We start from the raw sequence: 26,124 nt of genomic DNA, 5'->3' as shown, positions 1-26,124 counted from the left end.
TGTGTCTTTCGATGGTGTCGGGACCGGTCCTCGTGGACGCGTGCATCGACCCCACACCGTTCTGGTCTGGGGCCCGGGCGCGTCAGGTGGCGGCCGGTGGTCCGCGAACGCCGGTGCCGCACAACGCGGGTGCGGCCGGAACACAAGGCGGCGTCCAGAACACCGGAGCGGCCGGATGTGCCGCGAGGGCGACCGGCGGCACCAGCGACCGGATCACCGAGTCGATCGACGCCAGGAGATGGGCACCGGCGACGATCAGGATCGCGCTGAGCGGGATCGCCACCAGGTGGGTGAGGAGCATCGGCAGCGTCGAGGTGTCGTGGGCGGCGTGCCCGGCGTCGAGTGCAAGAGCCCAGTGACTCGCCGCCTGGGCAGCGGACAAGACCAGGGTGGTCGACGCCGCCGCCGTCGTGAGCCGTCCCCGACGCGGCGCGAGCAGCATCGACGCGACCACGCCGATCGCGGCGCTCAGCAGGACGCCCGACGAACTCGGCATCGCCCCGCTCGCCGCACCGTGCGCGGCGACCGCGACCGCGGGAACCACACCGGCCGCGGCGACGCGCGCGAACGCGTCGGACGGTCGGGCGGTGCGGGACATGGGGCTCATAGTAGTTGCGCGGACTGGGCCAACCCCGACCCCGGTGTCGTCGGGCGGTGACAGAATCGACCCCATGTCGGATGCAACCCTCGGTGTGGAGGTTCGTGAACTGTCGTCGCCCGACGAGCTCGAGGACCTGCTGCGGATCTTCGACGACGTGTGGCGGCCCGATCCGACGAACCGGCCCGTGGGGACCGACATGCTGCGGGCGCTCAGTCACGCCGGCAACTATGTGGCCGGCGCCTTCATCGGCGACCACCTCGCCGGCGGCAGCGTGGCGTTCTTCGGTGCGCCTGTCGGCGAGACCCTGCACAGCCACATCACCGGGGTCACCCGCCGCGGCCGCGGCCATCAGGTGGGTCATGCGCTGAAGATGCACCAGCGTCGCTGGGCGTTGGAACGCGGACTGTCGACGATCACCTGGACCTTCGATCCCCTGGTCGCCCGGAACGCCTACTTCAACCTCGCGAAGCTCGGTGCGACGCCCGTGCACTACTACGAGGATTTCTACGGCGAACTCGGTGACGAGCTGGGCGGCGACGCCGACTCCGACCGGGTGTTGGTGGCGTGGGACCTGAAGTCCGCCGCGCCGTCGGCGCCGGACGGGTCGTCGAGGTCGGAGGGGTCGGTGGAGTCGGTGGACGAGGCGCTCGCCGGTGGCGCCGTGTCGGTCATCGACGTCGACCGGCCATCCCATCCCGTCGCGCACCACGAGCGCATCACCCCGGATGCCGGCGCCGTCGTCGAGGTTCCGCGTGACGTCGAGTCGATACGGGTCAGCGCGCCACTCGACGCCGCACGGTGGCGGATTGCGCTGCGAGATGCGTTGTCGCCGTTGCTCGTCGAGGGGGACGCGCGTCGGTCGGTCCGGTTCCTGCGGTCGGGACACTATGTGTTCGGACCGGCCGGTTCGGGGGCGCGGTGACAGAAGTGGCGGGTCCGCTGGAGCTGGCCCCGGCAGACTGGCACGGTTATCCGCACACGCTGGCCGACGTGTTGCCGGCGGTGGCGGGTGCACTCGGGGTCGCGTCCGAGGGCGCGGGACCCGTTGTTCCGACCAGTGACTCGGTGGTGCTGCTGCTCATCGACGGCCTGGGCGCGACCCTGCTGGACGACTACGCCGAACATGCCCCGACGCTCAAAGAACTGACCTCGACGACGCTGCGGGCCGGGTTTCCGGCGACCACCGCGACCAGCATCCTGAGCCTGACGGGCGGGACGTCGTGCGGAGTGCACGGGATCATCGGGTACAGCTTCCGCCCGGGTGACGAATGCCGGACCCGCGGGTCACGACGAGTGCTCAACTCGCTGCGCTGGACGCTCGACGACGCCTCCGGACCGTCGGCCTTGATGACCTATCCCCCGGCCCTCGTACGCACCGAGCGCGGGAGTCTCGAAGAGCTTGCCGCCGAGGGTGTCCGGGTCACCTATGTCATGCCCGGCGAGTTCCGCGGAACCGGTCTGACGATGGCGGCCTTCCGAGCGTCGGGACAGTTCCTGCCCGCCGTGACGCCCGACGGCATCCGCGACGCCGTGCTGACCACCCTGCGGCGCCGGAGTCGGCATCGGCGTTTCGTGTACGCCTACTACAGCGAGCTCGACATGGCGGGCCACATCCACGGCCCGGGGTCGGCGGAGTGGCTGGAGAAGCTGCGCATCGTCGACCGGTTGGTTGCCGACCTCGCCTCCGGACTGGGCGATGGCGCAACCCTTCTCGTCACCGGTGACCACGGGATGATCACCGCCGACCGGGCGATCGACATCGACACCGCCCCCGCCCTGCTCGACGGCGTCGACGCGGTGGCCGGCGAGGCACGGGTCCGACACGTCTACGCGACACCGGGATCGGCCGATGACGTGCTGAGCGGCTGGGCGTCGTACCTCGGCGACGCCGCACACGTGGTCTCGCGCGAGCAGACCATCGACGAAGGGTGGTTCGGACCGATCGTCAGTGACGCTGTGGCACAACGCATCGGCGACGTCGTCGCGGTGGCCCGCGGTGCCATCACCCTCACCCGCAGCAAGCGCGAGACGATGGAGTCGATGATGCTCGGCCACCACGGCGCCTGGACCACCGCCGAGCAACTCGTACCGCTCATCGTGGCCCAACCTGCTCCCTGATCCGAAAGAACGACCCGCCCCCCGCTCCTCAGCTCACGGAGCGCCCGGAGCTTGCGGACGGCGCGGCCAACCACCGCTCCCTGAGACTGAGGAGCGCCCGGAGCTTGCGGAGGGCGCGGCCAACCACCGCTCCCTGAGGAGCGCCCGGAGCTTGCGGACGGCGCGGCCAACCACCGCTCCCTGAGGAGCGCCCGGAGCTTGCGGAGGGCGCGTCACGAAGGGTCTTCGCAACCCGACTGACCAGGACCCTTCGTGACGGCCTCCGCAAGCTCCGGGCTCCTCAGGGAGCAGAGGTAAGGCTCGCCCCGAGCACAACGAATTCTTACGAAGTCCACGACGGCCGCCAGGCCGCAGATACTGAGGAGCCCGCCCGTAGAAGACGGTTGACGACCCAGCGCGCCACCCTGCGGAGACGACTCTGAAAGTTCGTCCCCCTCAGCATGATCGAAGGGCATATCGCCCTTCGAACGCACTCAGGTGGAGGAGTTTTCGGCTACACTCTCGCGCGCGCCCGAAGTCGACTGTCAAGCGCGAGATTTTGTGATCGGCGGCCCCTGCTCAACGGGAACCAGCTCAAACACCTCAGACTCAGTCGGTCGAAGGCGCGCCAGAACTAGAGAGCTGTGTGACTGAAGTACACCACTGTTGACGATCTGCGCACAGTCAACGCGAATAGGCGCTCAGTCGACGACAAATGCTGCACAGTAGATGAATTCGAGCTTCTGGCCTGTGGAGAAACCTCGAAATCGAACGCATGTTCCGGTACCTTGGAGTCATGCCAGAGCTCACCACGCTCCTCGATCAACTCATCGACACCAGTCCGCCCGCCGACGACCCAACAGGCAGAGAAACACTCGACGCCCTCGACACGTGGCGCCTGATCCGCAACCTTGCCGATCATCAGATCGTCACGCACGCAGCGCAACTCGACGGCATCGGCGTCGCACAGAAAGCCGGCAGCACCACCAAGAAGCTGCTGATCGAGTCAGGCCACGCCCCGGCGGCCGCTCTTCGCACCATGCGCAGTGTCGACGCCCTGCCCACTCTGCCGGCCACAGCGCGGCATGCCGCCGACGGGCGGCTGTCCAGCGAGGTCGTCGACGCCATCGTCCGAGGCATGCACCAGATCGACAAGCGTTGTGGTGAGGCGCTTTCCGACGGTGACCGATCCCAATACGAAAGCGAACTCATCGCACAAGCGTTGTCCGGCGCGACCCCGACACAGGTACTAGAACACGCCCGCGCGATCGCCAACGACCTCGCCGACGACTCCGACACCGGTGTTCCCGCGGCCGACGACCCATCGCTGAACTCGGTGAACGCCCACACCACCGACGACGGCCGCGTCGAAATCCGCGCCGACCTCACCCAGATCGTGGGAGAGAAGTTCCTGACGATGATCGACGAACGGTCCTGCCCACGGCCCGAACCCGACGGCACCGAAGATCGTCGCACCGCCGAGCAACGCCGTGCCGACGCTTTCGAGTTGATCCTCGACCAAGCAGCGATCGGCGCGACCATCGACACCGTCGGTTCGCCCCGGACGCAACTGATGCTGACCATCCCCGCCACCGGAGAACTCGCAACGCTGCCGTGGACCGGGACGGTCAGCCACGCCACCGCGAAACAGGTCTCCTGCGACGGATCCCTGACCGAGATCATCCTCGACAGCGAAGGCGTACCGCTGCAGATGGGCCACACCCACCGGTTGTATCCGGCACACCTCCGCAAAGCAATCATCGTCCGCGACGCCTGCTGCATCAAATGTGGTGCACCGCCATCACATACCCAGGTCCACCACATCAAGCCGTGGGCCGACGGCGGACCCACCGACCTCGACAACGGCTGCCTGCTCTGCCAACGCTGCCACACCCAGGTCCACCACCACGGCTGGGACATCGTCATCGGTTACGACCGGCACCCTTGGCTCATCCCACCCGCGTCGATCGACCCGCACCGCCGGCCACTACCCGCCTACAACCGACGCACCATGCGACTCGACGACGCCGCTTGACCACACCTTCGCGCAGCACCTTCCGCACCCGGGCCACACCCGGGACCGCATCCGTCCCTTGACAACTCCACAGTGAACACCCCAGTCGGCTCCGTACCCGGTCAAATATCGTGGGCCAGGCACGGCCCGCAGGGGGCCGCGAAACCTGGAAGCGAGCTTGCGGGCCGCCCCGCCCCGCTCCCTGGGTCGCGAGCCGCGAGCGTCCCCTCTGCTCCCTGATCCGAAAGGACTGCAAAAACCCTGCTCCCTGATGTGCAAGGAGTGCCAGCGACGGCGACGCATCTCACCAGGCCCCTTCGTGACGGCCTCCGCAAGCTCCGGCCTCCTCAGGGAGCAGTAGTCGGCCGCGCCCTCCGGAGTGTGGAAAGCGACCCGCTGGGTCGAGCAGAGCAACTTGAGCAGACGTCGGGCCGGCGACCGGCAGACCTCAACTCGACCGGCAGACTTCGATCGAGGTCTAGGAGTCGAGTTGAAGTCTGTCGGTCACGAATCGGGGCGGGTACGCGAGACAGTCCCGCCACTTGCGAGCGTCACGAAGGTTCTTGGTGAGTCGGGTTGCGAAGACCCTTCGTGACGCGCCCTCCGCAAGCTCCGGGCGCTCCTCAGGGAGCAGGGGCAGGTCGTTTCTTTGGACTAAGGAGCGGTGGCTCAGCACGCCCATCGGGCTCGGGAGCAGGGGCTGGCGCTTCTTTCTGATCAGGGAGCGGAGGGGCATTTCAGGTTGCGGCGCCTTCCTCGTCGGTCACCAGGTCGAGGCGTACGCCCAGGAGGCGGACCGGGCGGTCGATGTCGAACCTGGTGAGCAGGTCGGCGACCACCGACTCGAGTTCGGTGAAGTCGAGACTGGGCGCGGGGAGCTTCCTCGACTTGGTGCGGGTGTAGAACGTCGTGGTGCGGACGGTCACCGCGACCCGGAACGGCAGGCGTTCCTCGCCGACCACCTGATCGAGCAACTCGCGCAGGAGGTCCGCGGCGGCGGCGCGCATCTCGGTGGCGTCGCTGAGGTCCGTCGCGAACGTGCGGGACTTGGAATGCGAACGCGCCAGCCAGGGTTCGGCGGTGATCGTCGAATCACCGCCGCCGCGGCAGAGGACGTACAGCCAATTGCCCTGGTGCGGACCGAAGGTGGCGATCAAGTCGTCGCGCGGAGTGGCGATCAGCTCGGTCACCGTATTGATCCCGGTGGCGGCGAGCTTCGCCGACGTCTTCGGCCCGACGCTCCACAGGTCGCGGGTGGGCCGCTCCCCCATCAGCTCCAGCCAGTTGCGGTCGTCGAGCACGAACACGCGCGGCGCGTCGACACCGCTTCGCGCGCCGCCGGGCGGACGCTTGGCGAATCCGGTGGCCATCTTCGCGCGCTGCTTGTTGTCGCTGATCCCGACGCAGCTCGTGAGCCCGCACCGGTCGAGGATCTCCGAACGGATCCGTTCGGCCAGGTCGACGATGGCCGCGTCGTCGAAGGGGTCGACCTCCGCCCCGCGCGCGCTCACCCCCAGGTACGCCTCGTCCCAGCCCCAGACCTCGACCGGGTGACCGGTGGCCCGCAGGACGTCCATGACCTCGGCGGACGCCACGTCGTAGGCGCCCATGTCGAGCGGCAGATACACCGCGTCGGGCAACTTGCGGTGCGCCGCCCGCAACGGCATCCCCGCACGGACGCCCACGTCGCGCGCCTCATACGACGCACAGGTGACCACTTTGCGCGCCTCGGTCGGATCGCCGTTGCCGCCGACGATCACCGGCACCCCGACCAGTTCGGGGGCCCGCAGCCGCTCGACCGCGACCTGGAACTGGTCGAGATCGACGTGCAGGAGCCACCGATAGCGCTGCGAAACCGACGTGGTCACGACGCCCAGAGTAATCGCCGCGCGCCCGGTGGCCGATCAGATCAGCCGGCGATACAGATGTCGACCTCGCCCAGACCCATCGACCGGCACGAGGTGCGCAACGAGTGCGGGTTGTACCGCAGCACGGAGAGGGAACGGTCGGTCACGCCGCCGGCGTCGGCGAACGCGGTACTCGCAGCGGTGACGTGAGCGGCCAGCTCCGCACGGGTGGCCGGGTCGGACATCGCCACGGCGTGGGTCAGCACCTTCTCCAGGAGGGCGCGATCCCGATGCAGCGGCGGGGGCATGAGATTGAGTGCGGGCGAAGCGGTCCCACAGTTCGTCGGGTCGGTCAGCGCGTGCGCCGCGGCGAGCAGGTACGCGACGGCCACCAGCGCCGAATGCCGGGCATCGTGGCCGGCGGCACGGTACGCCCGCACCGCCTTGGACGTCTCGACGTCCGTGGCGATCGGATCACCATCGGGACCACCGAGACCCAGGACGGCCAGCGCCTCGTCGTGCGGCGACGAGACCTGTTCGGCAGCAACGGCTTCGGTTCGCATCAGCCGAAGCCGCGCGATGATCGCCCGATGCCGGTGCACCGCCGCGTCGACCTCACGCATCAGATCCGTCGTCACCCCGAACTCCGCGGCACTCTCGGCGAGCGCCGCGTACCCGGTCAGGACAATCGACTCCTCGATGGCGATCGCCTCGGCGATCGCCGACGACGTGAGAAACGTGCGCGCACCGCGTCTCGATGCGCCCACAGACACAACGCTGGTCAACGTCAACCCCTCCACTCAGACCACGACCGTCGACGACCTGTCGAACCATGACGATCGTGGACACCGACGAGGAGCGAGATCGGAGCCCCTCGAGTCGACCCCCTACGCCCCGGCACCCCCACACGATGTCGGCCATCGGCGCAGTGCGAGGATACGCCGAGCACGGATCGTTTGTGAGTCGAATGACTGAACACGCCGTTGCTGCGCCCGTTTCGGGACCAAAGGCCCTGTCCAGGCCGGCCACCGGCAACGACCATGTAAGGGGCGACCGGCATCAGGAGGGGGACATGCTGCGATTCCTCGCCCGCGAACTCCACTGCTGGCGCGTGATGCACGCATCGTCGAATGGCCTGGTCCGCCGCGCCGACCGCCTGGAAACCGCGACACTCGTGATGTTGTGGATCGCAGCACTCGCCGGGCTCATGGTCGCCCTGACCGTCGGGGGCAACACCTATGCGGCGCACAAGGCAACGATCGAGCACCAGGAACCCCGGCATTCGGTCAGCGCCACCATCATTCGCACGTCCGTCGAGGGCGTCGGGGAACCACGCATCGGCGCACCGAGTGCCGGCGTCCCGGGCGTAGGTGTTCCGAGCGCCGACGTGCCGAACGACAGCGGCCGGAACACCACCGACCACACCACCGTGGCGTGGCAGGACCCGAACGGTCACCGGCTCACGGCGTCCGTCGGCGCCGAGCCGCTCGACGCCGTCGGCCGGGTCCGGACCGTCTGGCTCGACGACACCGGCGCGGTGGTGGGCCCGCCCGTGACCACGACGGACGCCGTGATGGAGGGCCTGATCGCCGGTGCCGGGGTGGTGATGCTCGTCGTGCTCGTGTGGTGGGGCTCGACCGTGCTCGTGCGCCTGGTCGCCGATCGGCACCGGTCACGAGAGTGGGACGCCGCGTGGCGTCAGTTCGACATCGACAGCCACCCCTGACCGACGACCTGCGCGTCGGCGTGCGGGTCAGCCGCTGATGACCGCCCAGATGACGAACGCCACCCAGGCCACGGCGCCCAGGATGTTGATGACGAGCGCCGTCGTGGTGAGGGCATCACGACGGCCACCAGCACGCGTGATGCCCACGACCGTGAGTACCAGGCCGACGATCGTACCCAGGCACAGCGGAAACCCGAGAATTCCCACGATGAGTCCCGCCAGCCCGAACGCATTCACCTTCCCCGGTTCCGGAATCGGTTGCGCCGAGCCGGGTTGCGAGATGTGGGCAGGAGGGGCAACAGGCTGGGGCGCGAGGGGTTGCGGGACGGCGGGTTGCATCACGGGCCGCGCCGCTGCCACTGATGTGCCGGCGGGCATCCGATGCAGCCGCGGCCACTGGTCCGGCCGCAGGTCCACCGGTCCGACGGCCGCGAACACCGCACCCGGTTGGACGGCGGCGCCCGACCGCAGGTCGAGGCCGTGCACCGTGCCCGCGACCGGTGCGTCGATCGTCACCCGCCCGGCCGGGGAATCGACGGTCGCCAGCGGTTCCCCCGCTCGTACGGGCTGGCCGTTGCGCACCGAGACGGCGGCGATCACCGAACCGCCCGGCAACGCGGGGAACGCGATTCGACGACCCGACGCGTCGACCGCAGGGCCCACGGTCCGCCGCGGATCGGTCTCCCGCCCGGCGTCGAAGCCGCCGGCCTCGGTCCCCGGGACGACGTTGGTCGAGCGGAGGAGCCCACCCTGCGCGACGACGACCTTCGGGTCGCCGATCCGGGCGACCCGGCCGACCGACGACAGCGCGGACTGCAACATCGGGATGCTGCTGGTCCCGCCGGTGACATAGACGATGACCGGCCCGCCCGGACCGGTGCCCGCGGCGTCGGCCCGCGCGATCGCGTCCCGGGTCAGCTCGACGGCCCGCTCCACGAACGGTCCGATCATCGCCTCGAACTCGCGTCGCGTCAGCAGCAGCGTGTGCCGGGTGCCGGGCAGTTCGATGACGGCCTGTGCGGTGTCGGACAGCGCTTCCTTCGCCGTCCGCACCCGATCGGCCAAGGCGATCGCGGCGGCCGGGGATCGGAGCCGGCTCGGGAGGTCGGGGTCGAGTTCGGCGGCCTCGTCGTGCACCCAACGGATCATCCGGGCGTCGAGGTCCCGGCCGCCGAGGTGGTTGTCGCCGCCCGACCCGGTGACGGTGAACCCCTCGGCGCCGTCGCGGACGAGGACCGCCACGTCGCACGTGCCGGCGCCGAAGTCGAAGACACACATCCGTTCGCCACCACTGACGTCGTGCCCGCGGTACACGTAGTACCAAGCGGCGGCCAATGATTCGGAGGCGACACGCAATGCGTCCGCGGGGATGCCGGCCCGCTGCGCCGCGCGCCGGAGGACGTTCTTGCGTCGCTCGCTCCAGCGGTCCGGATGGGTCAGCACGATCGAGTCGAACATCGGCAGTCCGCTGTGGCGCAACGCGGTCTGGTGCACGTGCCGCAGCACTGCGGCGATCAGATCCTCGACCGGCCAGAACCGGTCGCCGAGTTCGATCTCGCCGTCGTCGATCCGCGACTTCGGGGTGTCCTCGAAAGCGTCGGGTGCCTGCAGCCTCCGCTGCACCGCGTCGTGACCCACCACGACGGTCGCGTCAGCCGCGAACACCGCCGACGGCATCGCGGGTCCGCCCGGGCCGAGCGGCACGATGACCGGCTCGCCGAACCCGACCCGGTATGCGGCCGCGGTGTTGCTGGTGCCGAAGTCGATACACAGTCGCCGCCTGCTCTCCTGCGCCACGTGGCCACCTCCTCAGGTGCAGATCGTTACACATGACAGCGGGTTTCATCCGGCGGGCGCTCGAAGTACTCGGGCGATCGACTTGCGCACGTTGTCGACCGCGATGATCTGGTTCCGGAGATCCTGCGCGATCTTCTCCCGCTCGGCCGCCGACTTCTTGGCATCGGCCGCGGCGTCGTTCAGGATCTTCGTCGACTCCGCGAGGAGCCGCTCGAGCAGTTCGTCGTAGGCGATCTGCAGGTCACCGCTGGCCTGCGCCTTGATCGACTGCAGCTGCGACCGGACGTCGGCCTTCATGTCGGCGACCGCCTTCGTCAGCCACTTGCGATGATTCTCCTTGCCGACCTTCGACGCCCGGAACCCGACGACGACGCCCGCCCACACCGGCACCGCCACCACGTTGACCACCGGGATGATCGCCAGCGGGCCGCCGGCGGCGACGATGGAGAGCAGGATCGGGTCGACCATGTTCTTCCACGGCGAGATCTTCTCCTGCTCACGGAGCTTGAGCTCGCCCGCGCTGCCGGCGATCTGCCCGACCAGCTCGTCGGAGATGGCGGCATCGGCGAACAGTGCGTCGGCGATCCGCTCGATCCCGGCCACGAACGAGGCGCTCACCTCGCGCGCGGCGGCCTCGAGGTCGACGGTCATCTGCGCGATCAGCTCCTGGCCCGCCCGGTGCGGTTCGTAGAAGCGCAACTTGTCGATGCGGGTGGACCACTGGCCCAGCAGTGTGTCGAAGCGGTCGCGCATGAGGTCGTCGGTCTGCAGCGACGCCGCGGTGATGTCCTGCGTGAGTCGCGCCCGCCACTCCCGACGACGATCCTTGAGGCGCTGGAGCCGGTCGCGTTCGGCTTCGATGTCGGCTCGTTCGGCGGGAGTCGCGGTGGCGGCCTTCATCTCCAAGACCAAACGCGTGCGGACGTCGTCGAGCCCGGCGAATGTCAGCTGCAGCGCGTTGCGCACCGGCGACGCGGCCCCGTCGCGGACCAGCGGTGTCAGGGCGTCGACGAGTTCGGGAACGCCCGACGCCGCGAGGGCCCGTTCACGACGGTCCGGATCGGGGATCGCCGCGGCCTGGGCGGCGATGCGGTTGGAGACGCCGATGATCGGGATGTGCGCGAAGCGAGGTGCGTTGGCGCCGATCAGCTTTCGGTTCTCGGCTACAATCGTCCGCCACTGCCGCATCACGAGGTCGGTCTTGGTGACCACCAGCACCACCGAGGCGACCTCCTCGCTGACACTGCGCAGGAAGTCGAGTTCGGGTGCGCTGAGTGGTGCGGTCGCGTCGCACACCATCACCAGTACCGACGCGCCGCGCGCCGCGCTGACCGCGGCCTCGACGTGTTCGGGGACCAGCGACCCGACACCCGGTGTGTCGACGACCGTGACGCCGGGTAGCACCGTGGCGTCGACCCCCACACGCGCCGAGACCGGCGGCACGAGAACGGAATCGACGGGCGTGCCGGGCGCGAGACGTTCCGCCGGCACCCCGGCCGCGTGACGTCCGCCGACGGTCACCCAGTCGGACAGTTCGGTCGCCGGGATGCGGTGGGCGGCACCGGGGAACTCGACGAGCGCGGTGCCGGCGGGCAGGTCGTCGGTGGCAGGGGTGAACCGGACGTACACCGAGGTGGTGATCTCGGCGTCGACGGGCGCGAGGTCGCCGACCCCGAGAAGCGTGTTGACCAGCGAGCTCTTGCCCCGGCTGACCTCGCCGATGACGACCACGGTCCCCTGCGGTGCCGGTCGGTCGCGGACGCGGGTCGCGCGGTCGGCGATGGCGTCCTCGCCGTGCTTGCGCAATGCGTCGATCGCCGAGCGCAGGACCGCCTCCGGCGTCGGCGTCACACTCTTCGCCGGGGCCTTCTCGAGTCCCTTGGTCTCAGCCCCGGGCATGGCGGCGGGTTCGCTGGAAGTCATTGTCTGCTCTCCTTCACCGTCACCTCAGTTGACCCACAGTCCGCGCCGGACGAGCTGATAGGTCTGCTCGAGCACCAGCAACGCCTCCCGTTCGGCAGACGTCGCCGCGAAGGCCCGCCGCGACCGGCAGTCGGTGGCCCGCTGCCGCGCGGCGTCCGCGATCGCCGGTGGTGCGGCATTCGGCGGCAACGACAACAGCACGCGCACATCGCGACTCGCGACGACGACGTTGAGCTCGCCGACGAGTTCACTGTCGGGTTGCCACCGGGCGAGGGCCTCGAGCGCGGCGATCTCGCGGAGCCGGTGCAGCGCCGGGGACGTCTCGGCCTCGTCGATCGCCTCCAGGAAGACGTCGCGTCGCGGACTGCGGTAGGCCGACTCGCGCAGCGCGGCCAGCACCGTGCGTGCCTTGAGGATGTCGCCGACGGCCAGGAATCGCCGGCCGATGGCCAGCCGCAACTCGTCGATACCCGAAACCCGGTGCAGCCATTCGCTGTACGCCCGTGCACCCTGCCGCGCGATCTCACCCCCGGCGTCCATCGCATAGGTGCCCACGAGTTGCTCGAGCCGGCCCAGTTCGTCGACGTCGATCCCCGGCGGCGCGGGCATCCCGCCGTCGAGGATGGTCAACAGCTCCCAGGACTCGAGCTGTCCGCGGCGCGAGATCTGGGCGGTCTCACGTTCGGTGACCCCGCAGACGCCCGCCTCGGCCATCAGCCCGGACACCGCGACCACGGCACCCGCGATCGCCGGGAAGCGTCGCCAGACCCGGCGAGCGATCTCCTGCGCCTTGAGCATCGGGTTGTCGGCGGCGATGAGGTCGGCCTGGGAGATCACCAGAATCGTGTTCTGCGCCGACGCACCGGCGTCGGCGAGGAAGGCGACCTCGTCGGCCTTCGGACCCGCGGCGTCGTCGAGCAGGAAGAGGACGACGTCCGGCCGGGCCAGCCTGCTCTGCCCGCCGAACACCCGCCGGGTCGCGATCTCGGCGGTGTCGGTGAAACCCGAGAGGCCGGGGGTGTCGATGACCCGGAAGCGCTCGCGCAACAACCGGGACGGGGTGTGGACGATCGCATGGTCGATCTCCTCCGGTGGCCGGCCGAGGTCGCCGCGCATGGGTCCGGGAAGTTCGGTGACCGTGCCATCGAGTCCGACGACCTCGACCCGCTGCGGGTTACCCTCGACGTAGAGCGCGGCGACGCGGGTGCACTCGGCGCGGTCGGTCGGGGCGACACGGTCCCCGACGAGGGCGTTGAGCAGCGTCGACTTGCCGGAGCTGACGCGTCCGACGAGCGCGACGGTCAGCGGTTCGGCGAGTCGGGCCCGCAGGGCGGGAATCGTCGCCGGGACCGGCGCCAGCGGGCCCACCTCGTCGAGCAACTGCTCCACGCGACCACGCACGGTCATGCGCTGCTCCACGAGATCTGACCTCCCGAGACTTCTTCCGATCCGGCGGGAACATTCCGGGCTCGGCGACACTCCTAGGTACGTGCCGAGAATTGTCCATCACTCCTCGGCGCCCGGCAGTCGACCGGATGACAGAGACACCTGCGGAGGCGAACGACCATGACCGACGACCTTGACGATGACAGCGGCTCCGGGGAGAGCGGCTTCGACGACTGGCTGCGCGACACCGACCCGCCCGGCGAGCTGAGCGTGCCCGAGGGCGCGTGGGAGACCGCCGTCGGAACCGCGTTCGACCCGTCGTACGAACTCGACACCGACCTGACCGCCGCACCCGGGCCGGATCCGGCGGACGAGGAGTTCGACGGCGAGGTGTCCGCGGAATCCGACCTCGCGGGTGACGATCCGATCGGCGGCGACTTCGAGGACACCATCGACGACGTCTTCGACGACGACGGGGATCCGGTCGTCGATCCAGTGGAAGACGGGACATTCGATGACGACTTCTGAGCTGCGCGGCACCGAAAGTCGCGATGTCCTGCCATGGTCGGGACACGGCCCTACGATGAGCGGGTGCAGTCGTTGATCGACGAATCCACCTCTGGCGCGGACCTCCTCGAACGCGCCCGCGCCGGCGATCAGGCGGCCTTCACCACGCTCGTCGAACAACATCGAGACCGGCTGTGGGCCATCTGTTTACGCATCACCGGCAATCAGCACGACGCCGAGGACGCCATGCAGGACGCGCTCGTCGCCGCGTGGCGGGCCATCGGCAACTTCCGTGGTGACGCGCAACTGTCGACCTGGCTGTACCGCATCGGGTCCAACGCCGCGCTCGCCCGGATCCGCAAACGCACCGACGCCGACGACATCGCCGACCACGACCCGATGAGCCATCTGGACGTCGCGGCGCAGGTCGTCGTGTCCGACCGGATCGCCGAAGCGTTGGCGCAGGTTCCCGACGCCTATCGGGCGACCTTCGTGCTGCGCGTCTACGGCGAGCTCAGCTACTCCGAGATCGCCGAGGCCCAGGGCATCGGCCTGCAGACCGTGCGCAGTCGCATCTCCCGCGCGCGGTCCCTCCTGTCGGAGTTGCTCGCCGATCTGCGCTGACGGGGGTACTCCCCGCGAATGATCCCGACGCGACTTCGAGGCCGTGGGGAACAAACCGGGGCAGACTCACCTCCAAGTAACCAGAAGCACTTCACAACCCGCCGGCACCACCGCGCCGAAACCCGAAAGGACCCACCATGAGCACCGAGATCCCCGCCGACGCCGTACTCGTCGACACCGACGGCGACGGAGCCGTCGACGCCGCACTCACCGACGTCGACGGTGACGGCACCACCGACGCCATCCTCGACACCGACGGCGACGGCCAGGCCGACTCCATCGCCTACGACACGAATGCCGACGGCGAGATCGACATCATCGAAGCCGACACCGACGCCGACGGCTACACCGACATCGCCGTCGCCGACACCGACGGCGACGGCACCTTCGACACCGCCGTCGACGACGAAGGCAACGTCGAGGTCGGCGACTTCGGCAGCATCGACGGCGGCGACGCCGTCTGAGTTCGACGTTCTTATAGCCCGGAGCCTCGCTGAGCGAGGCTCCGGGCTATAAAGCTGTGTGGGAACGATCGGCGGAATCGAGTTCGCGGTACCGGTCTGGGCGACGGCGACCGCGCTGGTACTGGTGCTGGTGGTCGCGTGGGTGTTCGGCGTCGTCGCCCGGTGGTTGCTGCGCCGACGCGCCCGCCTCGACGCGACGACGGCGATGGTGCTGTCGATCCTCGGCACCGCGCTCGGCCTCTACATCGCCGGCCTCGTCGACAAACACCTCCGGGTGTGGAGCGTGACGACGGTCGTGTTGGGGCTGATCAGTTCGGTCGTGGCGGTGGGCGCGTACGGCCTGCTCGCGGCCCGGTTGCAACGGCAATCCAATGCCCCTGTTGCGCAACTGCTCTCCGATGGCGAATCCGATCGACTCGAGTTCAAGTCGACCGCCCGGGTCAACCTGCGCAGCGGCGAGAAGGACCCGCGCATGGAACAGGTGATCGTCAAGACGGTGTCGGCGTTCCTCAATTCCGACGGCGGCACCCTGCTCATCGGTGTCGCCGACGACGGCACCCCGCTCGGTCTCGAACCCGACTTCGCGACGCTGAAGGTGCCCGACGCCGACCGTTTCGAACTGTGGCTGCGCGATCTGCTGACCACGACCCTCGGCCAGAACACCGCGGCGGCCGTCGGTATCGCCGTCGAATCGGTCGCGCGGCCCGACGGATCGGGGGACGTCCCGGTCTGCCGGGTGACGTGCTCACCGTCCCCGCGGCCGGTCTACCTGCGGGCCGGGAAGAACGCCCCGCCCGAGTTCTGGGTGCGCGCGGGAAACTCCACCCGCCAACTCTCCGTCGATGCGGCCGCCGACTACGTCATGCACCGATGGCCGCTCGGCGCCGGGCGGGCGATCGCGGCCCAGGTGCGCGCCGCCATCCGGTTCTCGGCGGGGTGAGCCGAAGTCTCGTCCCCATGAGCGACCTCGAAGGGCACATTGCCCTCCCACGACACTCACGGGGACGACACTTTCCACACCCGGCCCGACGAAGCCTAGGAACCGGTCCGTCGCGCCTGGCCACGCCCAAAGCCGGCACGACTACCGCCTGTGACCACCCCGGAGCCACCCAGATCCGCACCACGGTCCGGTTCTCGGCGGGGTGAGTCAAAGTCTCGTCCCCATGAGCGACCTCGAAGGGCATATTGCCCTCCCACGACTCTCACGGGGACAACACTTTCCACACCCGGCCCGATCTGACGAAACCACCGACCGGTTCCGTGCGTCAAAGCAGGTGTGACTTCGGATTGTGGCGTGTACTCGCTGAGAGAACTGACCGCGATGGGCTGGGCGCCCGATGCCATTGCGCAGGCGCGCAAGGCCGAGACCCTGACGTCGCTCCGATACGGCTGGGTGCGGACGTCCGCGGCGGACCCCCACGTCGTGTCCGCGGTGACGGCCGGAGGTGCGCTGTCCTGCATCAGCGCGCTGCGGTTCCATCAGCGGCGCGGCCTGCCGGATCTTTGGACACCGCCGGGCCACAACGAGACCCACGTTCGTCTCAGCAAACACGCGAAGTCCACCACGAAGCCCAGCGGCCCGTTCCGGTGGTGCCAGGGCTTCGGCCGCCCGCTGCCCGTGACGACGGCCGTCGACCCGATCGCCGTGGCGGTCGGTTGCGCCGCACGATGCCTGCCGGCCGAGGAGTGGATAGCGGTGGTCGACTCGGTCCTCAACACCACCGACTGGACCATTCCGGACATCCAGGCCGAGATGGGTCGTGTAACCCGTGCGGTCTCGGGGATGTTCGATCGATGCGATGCCCGTTCGCAATCCGGCACCGAGTCGCTCGTCCGGCTCCGGCTCATCGCCGCGGGATTCGACGTGGAGGTGCAACCGTCGATCGGCGACCGCGAACACGCTGATCTCCGCACGGGTTCGTTGCTCATCGAGTGCGACGGCGAGTCGTACCACTCCGACCGAGCCGCATTCCGCAACGACCGTCGGCGGGACCGGATGACCATGCTCGACCGCTGGATGACGATGCGCCTCACCTACGACGACGTGCTGTACGACTGGGAGGAGGTCCTCGAGGAGATCCGCGCGCTGACACGCCCCGACCGGCACCGCATCCGCCGACGGGGCGACCCTTCGTGACGGCCCTCCGCAAGCTCCGGGCGCTCCTCAGCTCAGGGAGCAGGGGGCAGGGCGTTCTTTCGGATTAGGGAGCAGAGGGAGGGCATCGCTTGCACCCCACACAGCAGCGGTTCTGAGGTTCTTTCGGATGCGGGCGAACGTCTCCGAATAAGGACCGTAACTGTCCGCATGCCCTGAGAAGCTGGTGTCACACCACAACCCCAGGAGGAACCGTGAACTGGACACTCGAACTCGTCATCCTGCCGGTCAGCGACGTCGACCGGGCGCGAGACTTCTACTCCAAGATCGGCTTCAACGTCGACCACGATCACGTCGTGTCCGACGAGATCCGGTTTGTCCAGATGACCCCGCCCGGGTCGGCGTGTTCCATCGCCTTCGGCAAGGGACTGAGCGACGCGGAACCGGGATCGGTGAAGGGTCTGCAGGTCGTCGTCACCGACATCAACGAGGCCCGCGAGCAGCTGCTCGCGGTTGGCGTCGACCCCGGCGAGATCGACGAACAGGCGTGGGGCCACTTCGTGTACTTCGACGATCCGGACGGCAACCACTGGTCGGTGCAGTACATGCCGTACCGCCAGAACTGAGCCAGGTGGCTACCGTGGGATATGCGCTCCCCCATCGACGACTACCTCGAACGCGTACTCTCCGAATGCCGCGACGACGACGGCGGTGAGGTCGCGAGCGGCAATCGTGAACTCGAGCAGGCGGATCCGTCGTCGTTCGGTATCGCCCTGGCCACCATCGACGGCACCGTGTACACCGCCGGCGACGCCGATCACGAGTTCTCCATCCAGTCCATCGGCAAGGTACCGGCCTACGCACTCGCCCTGCGCGACCGCGGGCTCGACGCCGTACTCGAACGCGTCGACACCGAACCGTCCGGCGACGCCTTCAACGAGATCTCGCTCGAGGCCGAGACCGGTCGGCCGCGCAACGCGCTGATCAACGCGGGCGCCGTCGCCGTGCACGGGATGATCAACGGCGCGGATCCCAACGAACGCGTCGACCGCGTCATCGACCTCGTCAGCACTCTCGCCGGTCGCGAGGTCTCGGTCGACAAGGAGGTCCACCGCGCCGAACTCGCCTCCGACGACCACAACACCGCGCTGGCCTACCTGCTGCGCTCGGCGGGCAAACTCGACTGCGAACCCGACGAGGTCGTCGACGGGTACGCAGCCCAGTGTTCGATCCGAGTCTCCTGCCGCGACCTCGCCGTCATGGGGTCGGTACTCGCCAACGGCGGACTGTCGACCGGCGACGACGAGCGCATCCTGGAAGGCTGGATCACCCGGCACGTCCTGTCGGTCATGGCCACGTGCGGCATGTACGACGGCAGCGGCAGCTGGATGGCGACGGTCGGAATCCCCGCGAAAAGCGGTGTCAGCGGCGCGATCCTGGGCGTACTGCCCGGCCAGGTCGGGCTCGCGGTGTGGTCACCGCGGCTCGACCGACAGGGCAACAGCGTGCGCGGCGTCGCCGTTTTCGAACGGCTGTCGCGCGACATGGAACTGCACATGATGCACGTGGCCCCCACCGGTCGGCCCGCGCTGCGATCGGTGACCGAACACGACGGCACTACAGTCGTCGAGTTGCAGGGCGATGTGCGCTTCGCGGGTGCGGAAATCCTCGCCAGCCGTGCGTGCGAGGGGTTCGGCACCGAGGCCGTCGTCCTCGACCTCACCCACGTCCGGGTGATGGACGACGCTGCGCGCCGCCTGATCGGTGAGGTGGCCCGCCGCCTCGGCGACGACTACGACGTCAGCATCGAAGACCCCGATGACCTCCTGGACGACGCTTCGGCTGACGACGACTTCTCGGATGGCGACGACACCCCGGACAGCGACGACACCCCGACCGTCGAAGACTCCTAGAGATCTCGGGACGAGTCCTGGCCCGGGGCAGTCAGCTCGCGGCGCTTCGCCAGCGGCGGCACGCCGAACCAGCGTCGGCAACTGCGGGTCAGCGTGCTCTGTTCGGAGTACCCGATCTGCCGCGCCACCGCCGCCAGCGGCACACCCCGGTTCGACAGCAGTGAGACGGCGAGGTCGCGGCGCGCATCGTCGACGAGTTGCTCGAATGTCGCGCCCTCGTCGGCCAGACCCCGCTGCACCGCACGCGGGTGCATCATCAGCAGCTTCGACACCGCCTCCAGCGTGGCCGCCCCCGCCGGCAGGGCGCGCACGATCAGCGCCGAGACCGCCTCGCCGAAGGCCCTCTCGCGATCGTGTCCGGTCATGAATCGGATGGCCACGTCGTAGGCCAGGGGGTCGACCCGCCGCAACGTCTGTTGCATCACCCCGCGGGGAAAGACCACCAGGTTGGCCGGCGCCTCGAACTCGACCGGACAACCGAAATAGTCGGTGTAGACGCGCGGCTCGGACATCGGCGGGTGCGCCAAGGTGATCCGGTTCGCGCGGAAGCCGTGACCCAGCGTCATCGCGAACGTCGACCGGGTGACGCCCATCGCGAGTTCGACGACGTGCGGCCGGTACGGCACACGCTGCAGCACGGTATCGAACTCGTAGGCGACCTCCCGCTCGTAGTAGTGCATCTGGGCGGTGATGGCCGGGCTGTACACGTGCGCGAACTCGGAGACCTGCCGGAAGGAGTCGCCGACGGTCTCGGCATTGCGGGCCGCGATCGCCACCGGCCCGAGGATGTCGGGGTCCTGCCGGGCAGCGAGGCGAAGGCCGAAGTCGGGGACGTCGAACTCGGCCGCGCACAGACCGATGACCGTCGACAGAGCGGTGAACGGGACGAACCGGTCGTACGCGCCGACGACGGCCGGGTCGATGCCGACGCGGCCGAGGATCGCGCGGGCATCGCCATCGTGTTCGGCGATCAGTTCGGGTAACTGACTGAGCGAGGATGCGCAGATCAGGTCGGCCATGGCACCAACTGTCAAGAAGTCGTCATGAGATGTCAAGAAATCCGACCTGGCCGGGAGTGATCATGGACACAGGCGGCCGACCGCTCGACGGCCGACACACTCAGCGAGGAGTACTCATGACCACCATCGACACCGTCCGCACGAGCTTCTTCATCGACGGCGGCTGGCGCGCGCCGGCCGGTTCGGCGACGATCCCGGTCATCTCTCCACTCACCGAGGAGCAGTTCGGCTCGGTACCCGAGGCCACCACCGCCGACGTCGACGCGGCCGTCGAGGCCGCCCGCACCGCGTTCCGGTCGTCGGGCTGGCGCGACCTGTCCCCTGCCGACCGTGCCGCACACCTGCGCCGGTTCGCCGACGAGCTCGACAAGCGCGCCGAGGATCGCGCGTCGGCGGTGACGTCCGAGAACGGCATGCCGATCGCGTTGGCGCGGTTCGCCGAGGGCGCCGCGCCGGTCCAGCTGCTGCGCTATTACGCCGACCTCGTCGAGTCCACCCCGGTGGAGGAGACGCGTACCAGCCAGCCGTTGCCCGGCTCGACGATCGTGCGCCGCGAGGCCATCGGCGTCGTCGGGGCGATCGCACCGTGGAACTTCCCCGCGATCCTCTCGATGTTCAAGATCGCGCCCGCGCTGGCCGCCGGCTGCACCGTGGTCCTCAAGCCGTCGCCCGAGACGAGCCTCGACGCCTACGTCCTCGCCGAGGCGGCCATCGCCGCCGACCTGCCCGCCGGTGTCCTCAACATCGTCAACGGCGGCAGCGAGATCGGCCGTCACCTGGTGTCGCACCCGCACGTCGACAAGGTCGCGTTCACCGGCTCGACCCCGGCCGGCCGCGAGATCGGCCGCGTCTGTGGCGAACTCATCCGTCCGGTGACCCTCGAACTCGGCGGCAAGTCCGCAGCGCTGGTGCTCGACGACGCCGATCTCGAGCAGACCGTCGGCGGACTCGCCACCGCCTCGCTGCTCAACACCGGCCAGACCTGCTACATGTCCACCCGAATCCTGGTGCCAGGCAGCCGTTATGACGAGTACCTCGATGCGATCAGCGCGATGTGCGCGTCGCTGCCGGTCGGCGACCCGATGGACGAGAACGTCGCGGTCGGTCCGCTCGCCAGCGGCCGGCACCGGGATCGGGTGCTGTCGCTGATCGAACGCGGCCGCACCGAGGGTGGCACGGTCACCACCGGTGGCGGGACGCCGTCGGGGGTCGACCGCGGGTTCTTCGTCGAACCAACCGTTTTCGCCGGCATCGACAACTCGGCCACCATCGCCCGCGAAGAGGTCTTCGGTCCCGTCCTCACCGTGCTGCGCTACGACGACGTCGACGACGCCATCGCGCTCGCCAACGATTCGTCGTACGGGCTCGGCGGAACGGTGTGGACCTCCGATCCCGATCGCGGCGTCGACGTCGCCCGTCGCGTCGAGACCGGCTCGTTCGGCGTCAACTACTTCAACCTCGACTGGGGTTCGCCCTTCGGTGGCGTCAAGGCCAGCGGCATCGGCCGCGAGCTCGGCCCCGAGGGCCTGGCCGCCTACCAGAACCTCAAGTCGATCTTCCTGCCCGCCTGAGCGGTCGACTCCCCACGCACTCTCTCGCCCAACGCATCTCCCACATCATCCCAAGGAGGCGATCGGCCATGTCCGATGCCGGAGTCACCGCTGCCAAGGCACTGGTGAACGACACCCTCGCCCTGCTCGACCGGCTCACGCCCGCCGACTGGGCGGCCGACAGCGCCTGCCACGGCTGGCGCGTCCACGACGTCGTCACCCACATGGGCTTCTTCTTCAACTTCATCGCCGACCCAGACCTGGTCTTCCCCGACAATCCGAGCGGAAAGTCCGAGCGACTCAACGACGCCGCGGTACGCGAGCGGGCCGACTGGTCGTCGGAACAGGCTGTCGAGTACTACCGCGCGCAGTCCGAGGCCGGCCTCGCCACCCTGGCCGCGTTACAGGGCGAGGACCTGCGGGACCAGCCGCTGGACATGCTCGACCTGGGCACCTACCGGCTGCGCCAGCTCAGCGACGCCGTCGCCTTCGACCACCTCGTGCATCTCACCAGCGACCTGATGCAACCGTTCGGACCGCTGGACGCCGCTGAGGTGTCGGTGAGCGCGGCCATCGATCCCGCCATCGACTGGATGATCGCCGGGCTGCCCCAGATGAACTGTGCGGCACTGTATCCCACACTCGAGCGACCGATCGGCCTGCGGCTCACCGGCGCGACGGATCGCTCGTTCGTCCTCGACCGGGACACCGCGGGCACGATCGTCACCGTGCGCGAGACCGCCGACCTCCCGGCCGACGTCGCCACCTCCTCGGCCACCGACTTCCTGCGCTGGGGCACCACCCGCAGCGCCTGGCGGTCAGCGGTCACCGTCAGCGGCGACCGGCAGCGCGTCGCAGGCGTCCTTGACGCCGTCGACATCGTCTGACCTCACTCATCGCCAGACGCATCCACGTCAGATCGTCTCACCCAGAACAGAAACGGAGTACCCCCATGTCCGAGTACCTGAAGGACAAGGTCATCGTCATCACCGGCGCCGGAAGCGGCTTCGGCAAGCTGATCGCGGAGAAGACCGCGGCCGCCGGCGCGCACGTCGTCGGAGTGGACGTCAATGCCGACAACGTCAATGCTGTCGTCGACGGTATTCGCGCAGCCGGCGGGTCGGCGCTCGCCCAGGTCGCCGATGTCACCGACATGGAGCAGGTCGCCGCAGCGGCGACGGCCGCCGTCGAGAAGTTCGGCGCCATCGACGTTCTCGTCAACAACGCAGGCGTGATGCCGCTGGCGTACTTCGCCGATCACTCGCGGGCCTGGCAGAAGTGGCACGCCGCCATCGACATCAACATCAAGGGCGTTGTCAACGGCATCTCCGCGGTGTACGACCAGATGATCGCGCAGGGTCGCGGACAGGTCGTCAACATCTCGTCGATCTACGGCAATGCCGGCATCGAGGGTTCGGGCGTGTACAGCGCGACCAAGGCCGCGGTCACCACCATCTCGGACTCATTGCGCATCGAGGCCAAGGGCAAGATCAAGGTCACCACCGTCAAGCCGACCGGCATCACCGGCACCAACCTCGCCAGCTGGATCGTCAACGACACCGCGATCATGGGCCTCGTCGGCCAGCGCGCCGCCTCCTACGGCGAGCACGTCACGGCCCTCGTGAACGACGACCTGCCCGCCGAACTCACCGACGTCGACTCGATCAAGTACTGGCTGATCAAGCCCGAGGATCTCGCCGACGCCGTCGTCCACGTCATCGACCAGCCGTGGGGCATCAGCCTTTCCGACGTGACCGTGCGTGCCAGCGGCGAGGACTACCTGTACTGATCGACCGGTTCGACCCGCTAGGAGCTTTCTGATGTACCCCGGAGCCCACCTCTCCACCCGACCCAACGATCCCGCGGTCATCATGGCCGACTCTGGTGAAACGGTCACCTTCACCCAGTTGGAGACCCGGTCGGTCCAGGTCGCCAGGGCCCTGGCCGACCGTGGTCTGCGTCCCGGCGACCACCTCGCGGTGCTCGCCACCAACTCCGCGCGGATCTTCGACATCTATTGGGCGGCAATGCGGTCGGGCCTCTACCTGACGATGGTGAACTGGCACCTCACCGCCGCCGAGAGCGCCTACATCGTGACCGACTGCGGCGCGAAGGCCCTCATCGTCGACGCCGCTCTCGCCGACCTCGGCGCCGAGCTGATCCCGCTCACCCCCGGCGTCGAGACTCGCTTCGCCTACTCCGGCCGGATCGAGGGTCACGAGGACCTCGACGCCGCCGCGGCGACGCAGTCGACCGAACCGCTCGCCGACCAGCCGCGAGGCGCGGACATGCTCTACTCGTCCGGCACCACCGGACGACCGAAGGGCATCAAACCCGAACTGCCGAACCGGCAGGTCGACGAGCCCGGCGACACCATGATCGCGATGAACCAGTCCGTGTGGGGCGTCGGTCCCGACACCGTATACCTGTCGCCGGCACCGCTGTATCACGCTGCGCCGCTCCGCACCTGCGCCTCGATACAGGCACTCGGCGGCACGGTGGTGGTGATGGAGCGGTTCGACGCGGAACGGGCGCTGGCCCTCATCGAGGAACACCGCGTCACCTACAGCCAGTGGGTGCCGACCATGTTCGTGCGCATGCTCCGCCTGCCCGAGAAGGTGCGGGCCCGGTACGACACGTCGAGCCTGAAGGTCGCTGTGCACGCCGCCGCGCCGTGTCCCGTCGACGTCAAACGGGCCATGATCGACTGGTGGGGTCCGATCCTGTCCGAGTACTACTCGTCCACCGAGCTCAACGGTCTCACCATCGTCGACACCCCGGAGTGGCTGGAGTACCCGGGCACGGTGGGGCGCGCCGTCCTCGGCACGATCCGGGTCTGCGATCCCGAGAGCACCGAGGTGCCGCCGGGAACGATCGGCACGATCTACTTCGAGCGCGACCGGCTGCCGTTCGAGTACCACAATGACCCCGAGAAGACCAGTGGCGCACAGCATCCCGAGCATCCGACATGGACGACCACCGGCGATGTCGGTTACGTCGACGACGATGGCCACCTGTTCCTCACCGACCGCGACTCGTTCCTGATCATCTCCGGCGGGGTGAACATCTACCCGCGGGAGATCGAGGATGCACTCCTCGCCCACCCGTCGGTGCTCGACGCCGCGGTCATCGGCGTACCCGACCCCGATCTCGGCGAGCGGGTGACGGCGGTCGTGCAACCGGTCTCGGGGCAGGACGCCGGCGACGAGCTCGCCGATGCATTGTTGGATCACCTCCGACCGCGGATCGCGAAGTTCAAGCTGCCGCGCGAGGTCATCTTCCGGGACACGTTGCCGCGCACGCCGACCGGGAAGCTGGTCAAGCGGAAGCTGTGACCCTTCGAGGCAGGGAGCGGACGCGGGCGTCCGACATTCATGCTCCCTGAGGTGCGAGCGAAGCGAGCCACGAAGGGGCTCGCAAGGTGCCTCACCAGGCCCTTCGTGGCTCGTCGCCAACGCTCCTCGCACCTCAGGGGGCAGGGTGTGACGCTCCTCAGGGAGCAGAGGCCGGAGGGGGTCGCGCTCCCTGAAACCGCGCACCGTGGCATCTGGCCGGTCCTAGACTTGCCGGATGTCGGGAAGATTGTTCCGCTGGTGCATCGCGGTTGTTGCCGCGATCGTGGTGTTCGTCGGTGTGACACCGTCGGCAGTGACAGCAGCGCCGGCGGCCGTGTCGTGGTCCGACATCGCCACCGAATGTGCGGGCAAGCCCGTCCGGGTCGCGGCCCGGTGGTACTTCCCGCCCGGTGAACCCTCGGCGATCGTGTGGTTGCAGCACGGCTTCTCCCGCACGGCGGCCAACCTCGACGCCATGGCCCGCGCGTATGCGAAAGCCGGGTTCCTCGTCGTGAGCCCGACGCTGGACTCGGTCAACCTCGGCGGGTGCGCCGTCGCCTACAACATCGCCGACAACGCCGCGTTCGCGCGGACCATCGGCGGGGTCTTCGGTGCCGGCCGCGACAGAGGCAGTCCGCTCGCGACAAGCCTTCGCAAAGCACGCGATTCCGCCCACCGCCCCGACGTGACGATGCCGTATCGGATGATCTTCTCCGGACACTCGGCCGGCGGCGAGTTCGTCGTCGTGGCGGCCGACGCACTCCGCCGCGCCGACCCCGTCGCCTACCGACGCCTGGCCGGCCTCATGCTGTTCGACCCCGTCAACTCGTTCTTCGGCGTCAACTTCGCCACCGCCGCAGCATCTCTCAGTGCCGCCGGGCTGCAGATTCGCGTGATCGCCTCGCAACCGTCGGTATCCAACAACTTCGGGCAAGGCGTGTCCGTCCTGCAGGAGACAACGCGGCAGGAGTTTCTCGGCTCGCGCCTGGTGACCGGAATCCACATCGACGCCGAAGGCGAGTCGACCGACCTGATCGGCGAACTGTCCGAGCTTGCGGTGCCGCGTCCCCGCAACGGACGGGTCATCCGCGCACTCGCCACTGGCTGGTCGTCGGACATGGTGGCCGACACCGCGACCCCGACCTACTACCCCGGCGGCCGTTACTACGACCTGCTGCTCAAAACCCGCACCGTCACAACTCTTCCCGTTCCCTAGAAACGACGCG

The 26,124-nt window shown here is 68.8% G+C and carries 23 protein-coding genes; 16 read left to right on the top strand and 7 right to left on the bottom strand.

From position 1 onward, the window contains the following. Positions 1-82: 82 nt before the first annotated feature. A complete protein-coding gene (locus FFS52_RS11850) occupies positions 83-598 on the bottom strand; it encodes a YtxH domain-containing protein (RefSeq protein ID WP_137809791.1) in 516 nt (171 codons plus the stop codon). Between the two features lie 73 nt (positions 599-671). On the opposite strand from FFS52_RS11850, the gene FFS52_RS11845 reads away from it, so the two are divergent. From FFS52_RS11845 to FFS52_RS11835, 3 genes are all read left to right on the top strand, one after another. After that, the gene (locus FFS52_RS11845) at positions 672-1,523 is read left to right on the top strand and encodes a GNAT family N-acetyltransferase (RefSeq protein ID WP_137809790.1); all 852 of its coding nucleotides are present in this window, start codon (positions 672-674) and stop codon (positions 1,521-1,523) included. A 5-nt stretch (positions 1,524-1,528) separates the two neighbouring features. Beyond that, a complete protein-coding gene (locus tag FFS52_RS11840) occupies positions 1,529-2,719 on the top strand; it encodes a nucleotide pyrophosphatase/phosphodiesterase family protein (protein WP_249356557.1) in 1,191 nt (396 codons plus the stop codon). A gap of 754 nt (positions 2,720-3,473) precedes the next feature. Further along, entirely contained in the window at positions 3,474-4,733 is a 1,260-nt protein-coding gene (locus FFS52_RS11835; RefSeq protein WP_137809788.1) for an HNH endonuclease signature motif containing protein, read from the top strand. A gap of 716 nt (positions 4,734-5,449) precedes the next feature. Here FFS52_RS11835 and FFS52_RS11830 read toward each other — a convergent pair. Both FFS52_RS11830 and FFS52_RS11825 read right to left on the bottom strand, forming a co-directional pair. Further along, positions 5,450-6,580, bottom strand: a complete 1,131-nt coding sequence (locus FFS52_RS11830; protein WP_137809787.1) for a DNA polymerase IV — start codon at positions 6,578-6,580, stop codon at positions 5,450-5,452. A gap of 41 nt (positions 6,581-6,621) precedes the next feature. Further along, complete coding sequence (locus tag FFS52_RS11825; RefSeq protein WP_137809786.1) at positions 6,622-7,326, bottom strand: hypothetical protein; 705 nt, start codon at positions 7,324-7,326, stop codon at positions 6,622-6,624. Positions 7,327-7,631: 305 nt separating this feature from the next. On the opposite strand from FFS52_RS11825, the gene FFS52_RS11820 reads away from it, so the two are divergent. Beyond that, a complete protein-coding gene (locus tag FFS52_RS11820; RefSeq protein WP_137809785.1) occupies positions 7,632-8,285 on the top strand; it encodes a hypothetical protein in 654 nt (217 codons plus the stop codon). 27 nt (positions 8,286-8,312) lie between these two features. On the opposite strand, the gene FFS52_RS11815 is transcribed toward FFS52_RS11820, so the two are convergent. From FFS52_RS11815 to FFS52_RS11805, 3 genes are read right to left on the bottom strand one after another with little or no spacing between them, the layout of a single operon-like run. After that, positions 8,313-10,082, bottom strand: a complete 1,770-nt coding sequence (locus tag FFS52_RS11815; RefSeq protein WP_137809784.1) for an Hsp70 family protein — start codon at positions 10,080-10,082, stop codon at positions 8,313-8,315. A 45-nt stretch (positions 10,083-10,127) separates the two neighbouring features. Beyond that, positions 10,128-11,981, bottom strand: coding sequence for a dynamin family protein (locus FFS52_RS11810; RefSeq protein WP_137809828.1), 1,854 nt, complete (start codon positions 11,979-11,981; stop codon positions 10,128-10,130). Positions 11,982-12,029: 48 nt separating this feature from the next. Then, positions 12,030-13,412: a GTPase gene (locus FFS52_RS11805; protein WP_249356498.1), complete on the bottom strand. Its 1,383-nt coding sequence runs from the start codon at positions 13,410-13,412 to the stop codon at positions 12,030-12,032. A gap of 159 nt (positions 13,413-13,571) precedes the next feature. Between FFS52_RS11805 and FFS52_RS11800 the strand changes: the two genes are divergently transcribed. The 7 genes from FFS52_RS11800 (at position 13,572) to glsA (ending at position 18,994) form a co-directional block, all read left to right on the top strand. Beyond that, entirely contained in the window at positions 13,572-13,919 is a 348-nt protein-coding gene (locus tag FFS52_RS11800; RefSeq protein WP_137809782.1) for a hypothetical protein, read from the top strand. A 63-nt stretch (positions 13,920-13,982) separates the two neighbouring features. Beyond that, complete coding sequence (locus tag FFS52_RS11795) at positions 13,983-14,522, top strand: sigma-70 family RNA polymerase sigma factor (RefSeq protein WP_068970782.1); 540 nt, start codon at positions 13,983-13,985, stop codon at positions 14,520-14,522. Between the two features lie 137 nt (positions 14,523-14,659). Then, positions 14,660-14,986 (top strand): hypothetical protein, encoded by a 327-nt coding sequence (locus FFS52_RS11790; RefSeq protein ID WP_078113060.1) that lies wholly within the window; start codon positions 14,660-14,662, stop codon positions 14,984-14,986. Positions 14,987-15,044: 58 nt separating this feature from the next. Beyond that, positions 15,045-15,926: an ATP-binding protein gene (locus FFS52_RS11785; protein ID WP_137809781.1), complete on the top strand. Its 882-nt coding sequence runs from the start codon at positions 15,045-15,047 to the stop codon at positions 15,924-15,926. 336 nt (positions 15,927-16,262) lie between these two features. After that, complete coding sequence (locus tag FFS52_RS11780; RefSeq protein ID WP_137809780.1) at positions 16,263-17,123, top strand: hypothetical protein; 861 nt, start codon at positions 16,263-16,265, stop codon at positions 17,121-17,123. Between the two features lie 212 nt (positions 17,124-17,335). Further along, on the top strand, positions 17,336-17,707 hold the full coding sequence (locus tag FFS52_RS11775) for a VOC family protein (protein ID WP_137809779.1): 372 nt from the start codon (positions 17,336-17,338) through the stop codon (positions 17,705-17,707). Positions 17,708-17,728: 21 nt separating this feature from the next. Then, positions 17,729-18,994 (top strand): glutaminase A, encoded by a 1,266-nt coding sequence (gene glsA, locus FFS52_RS11770; RefSeq protein ID WP_137809778.1) that lies wholly within the window; start codon positions 17,729-17,731, stop codon positions 18,992-18,994. Here the strand turns inward: glsA and FFS52_RS11765 are convergent. Then, positions 18,991-20,013, bottom strand: a complete 1,023-nt coding sequence (locus FFS52_RS11765) for an AraC family transcriptional regulator (RefSeq protein ID WP_137809777.1) — start codon at positions 20,011-20,013, stop codon at positions 18,991-18,993. The two genes, glsA and FFS52_RS11765, sit on opposite strands and share 4 nt — an antisense overlap. Before the next feature lie 116 nt (positions 20,014-20,129). Here FFS52_RS11765 and FFS52_RS11760 point away from each other — a divergent pair, with 116 nt between their 5' ends. The 5 genes from FFS52_RS11760 (at position 20,130) to FFS52_RS11740 (ending at position 26,114) form a co-directional block, all read left to right on the top strand. After that, on the top strand, positions 20,130-21,584 hold the full coding sequence (locus FFS52_RS11760; protein ID WP_137809776.1) for an aldehyde dehydrogenase: 1,455 nt from the start codon (positions 20,130-20,132) through the stop codon (positions 21,582-21,584). Positions 21,585-21,652: 68 nt separating this feature from the next. After that, positions 21,653-22,450: a maleylpyruvate isomerase N-terminal domain-containing protein gene (locus tag FFS52_RS11755; protein WP_137809775.1), complete on the top strand. Its 798-nt coding sequence runs from the start codon at positions 21,653-21,655 to the stop codon at positions 22,448-22,450. A gap of 65 nt (positions 22,451-22,515) precedes the next feature. Next, a complete protein-coding gene (locus tag FFS52_RS11750) occupies positions 22,516-23,352 on the top strand; it encodes an SDR family oxidoreductase (RefSeq protein WP_137809774.1) in 837 nt (278 codons plus the stop codon). A gap of 31 nt (positions 23,353-23,383) precedes the next feature. Next, positions 23,384-24,898 carry an acyl-CoA synthetase gene (locus FFS52_RS11745; RefSeq protein ID WP_137809773.1) on the top strand — a complete coding sequence of 505 codons (1,515 nt, stop codon included), beginning with the start codon at positions 23,384-23,386 and terminating at the stop codon, positions 24,896-24,898. A gap of 235 nt (positions 24,899-25,133) precedes the next feature. Beyond that, positions 25,134-26,114, top strand: a complete 981-nt coding sequence (locus FFS52_RS11740; protein ID WP_137809772.1) for an alpha/beta hydrolase — start codon at positions 25,134-25,136, stop codon at positions 26,112-26,114. Positions 26,115-26,124 lie beyond the last annotated feature (10 nt).

This window comes from Gordonia sp. ALPHA1B1, assembly GCF_005502615.1.
GTDB classification, from domain to species: Bacteria; Actinomycetota; Actinomycetes; order Mycobacteriales; family Mycobacteriaceae; genus Gordonia; species Gordonia hongkongensis.
This window is presented reverse-complemented; position numbering and strand designations above follow the sequence as displayed.

Coding starts and splice junctions, on each gene's coding strand:
- FFS52_RS11845 (WP_137809790.1), top strand. CDS start 672: ATGTCGGATGCAACCCTCGGTGTGGAGGTTCGTGAACTGTCGTCGCCC.
- glsA (WP_137809778.1), top strand. CDS start 17,729: ATGCGCTCCCCCATCGACGACTACCTCGAACGCGTACTCTCCGAATGC.
- FFS52_RS11820 (WP_137809785.1), top strand. CDS start 7,632: ATGCTGCGATTCCTCGCCCGCGAACTCCACTGCTGGCGCGTGATGCAC.
- FFS52_RS11740 (WP_137809772.1), top strand. CDS start 25,134: ATGTCGGGAAGATTGTTCCGCTGGTGCATCGCGGTTGTTGCCGCGATC.
- FFS52_RS11810 (WP_137809828.1), bottom strand. CDS start 11,981: ATGCCCGGGGCTGAGACCAAGGGACTCGAGAAGGCCCCGGCGAAGAGT.
- FFS52_RS11790 (WP_078113060.1), top strand. CDS start 14,660: ATGAGCACCGAGATCCCCGCCGACGCCGTACTCGTCGACACCGACGGC.
- FFS52_RS11800 (WP_137809782.1), top strand. CDS start 13,572: ATGACCGACGACCTTGACGATGACAGCGGCTCCGGGGAGAGCGGCTTC.
- FFS52_RS11835 (WP_137809788.1), top strand. CDS start 3,474: ATGTTCCGGTACCTTGGAGTCATGCCAGAGCTCACCACGCTCCTCGAT.
- FFS52_RS11805 (WP_249356498.1), bottom strand. CDS start 13,412: ATGACCGTGCGTGGTCGCGTGGAGCAGTTGCTCGACGAGGTGGGCCCG.
- FFS52_RS11750 (WP_137809774.1), top strand. CDS start 22,516: ATGTCCGAGTACCTGAAGGACAAGGTCATCGTCATCACCGGCGCCGGA.
- FFS52_RS11755 (WP_137809775.1), top strand. CDS start 21,653: ATGTCCGATGCCGGAGTCACCGCTGCCAAGGCACTGGTGAACGACACC.
- FFS52_RS11745 (WP_137809773.1), top strand. CDS start 23,384: ATGTACCCCGGAGCCCACCTCTCCACCCGACCCAACGATCCCGCGGTC.
- FFS52_RS11850 (WP_137809791.1), bottom strand. CDS start 598: ATGTCCCGCACCGCCCGACCGTCCGACGCGTTCGCGCGCGTCGCCGCG.
- FFS52_RS11765 (WP_137809777.1), bottom strand. CDS start 20,013: ATGGCCGACCTGATCTGCGCATCCTCGCTCAGTCAGTTACCCGAACTG.
- FFS52_RS11760 (WP_137809776.1), top strand. CDS start 20,130: ATGACCACCATCGACACCGTCCGCACGAGCTTCTTCATCGACGGCGGC.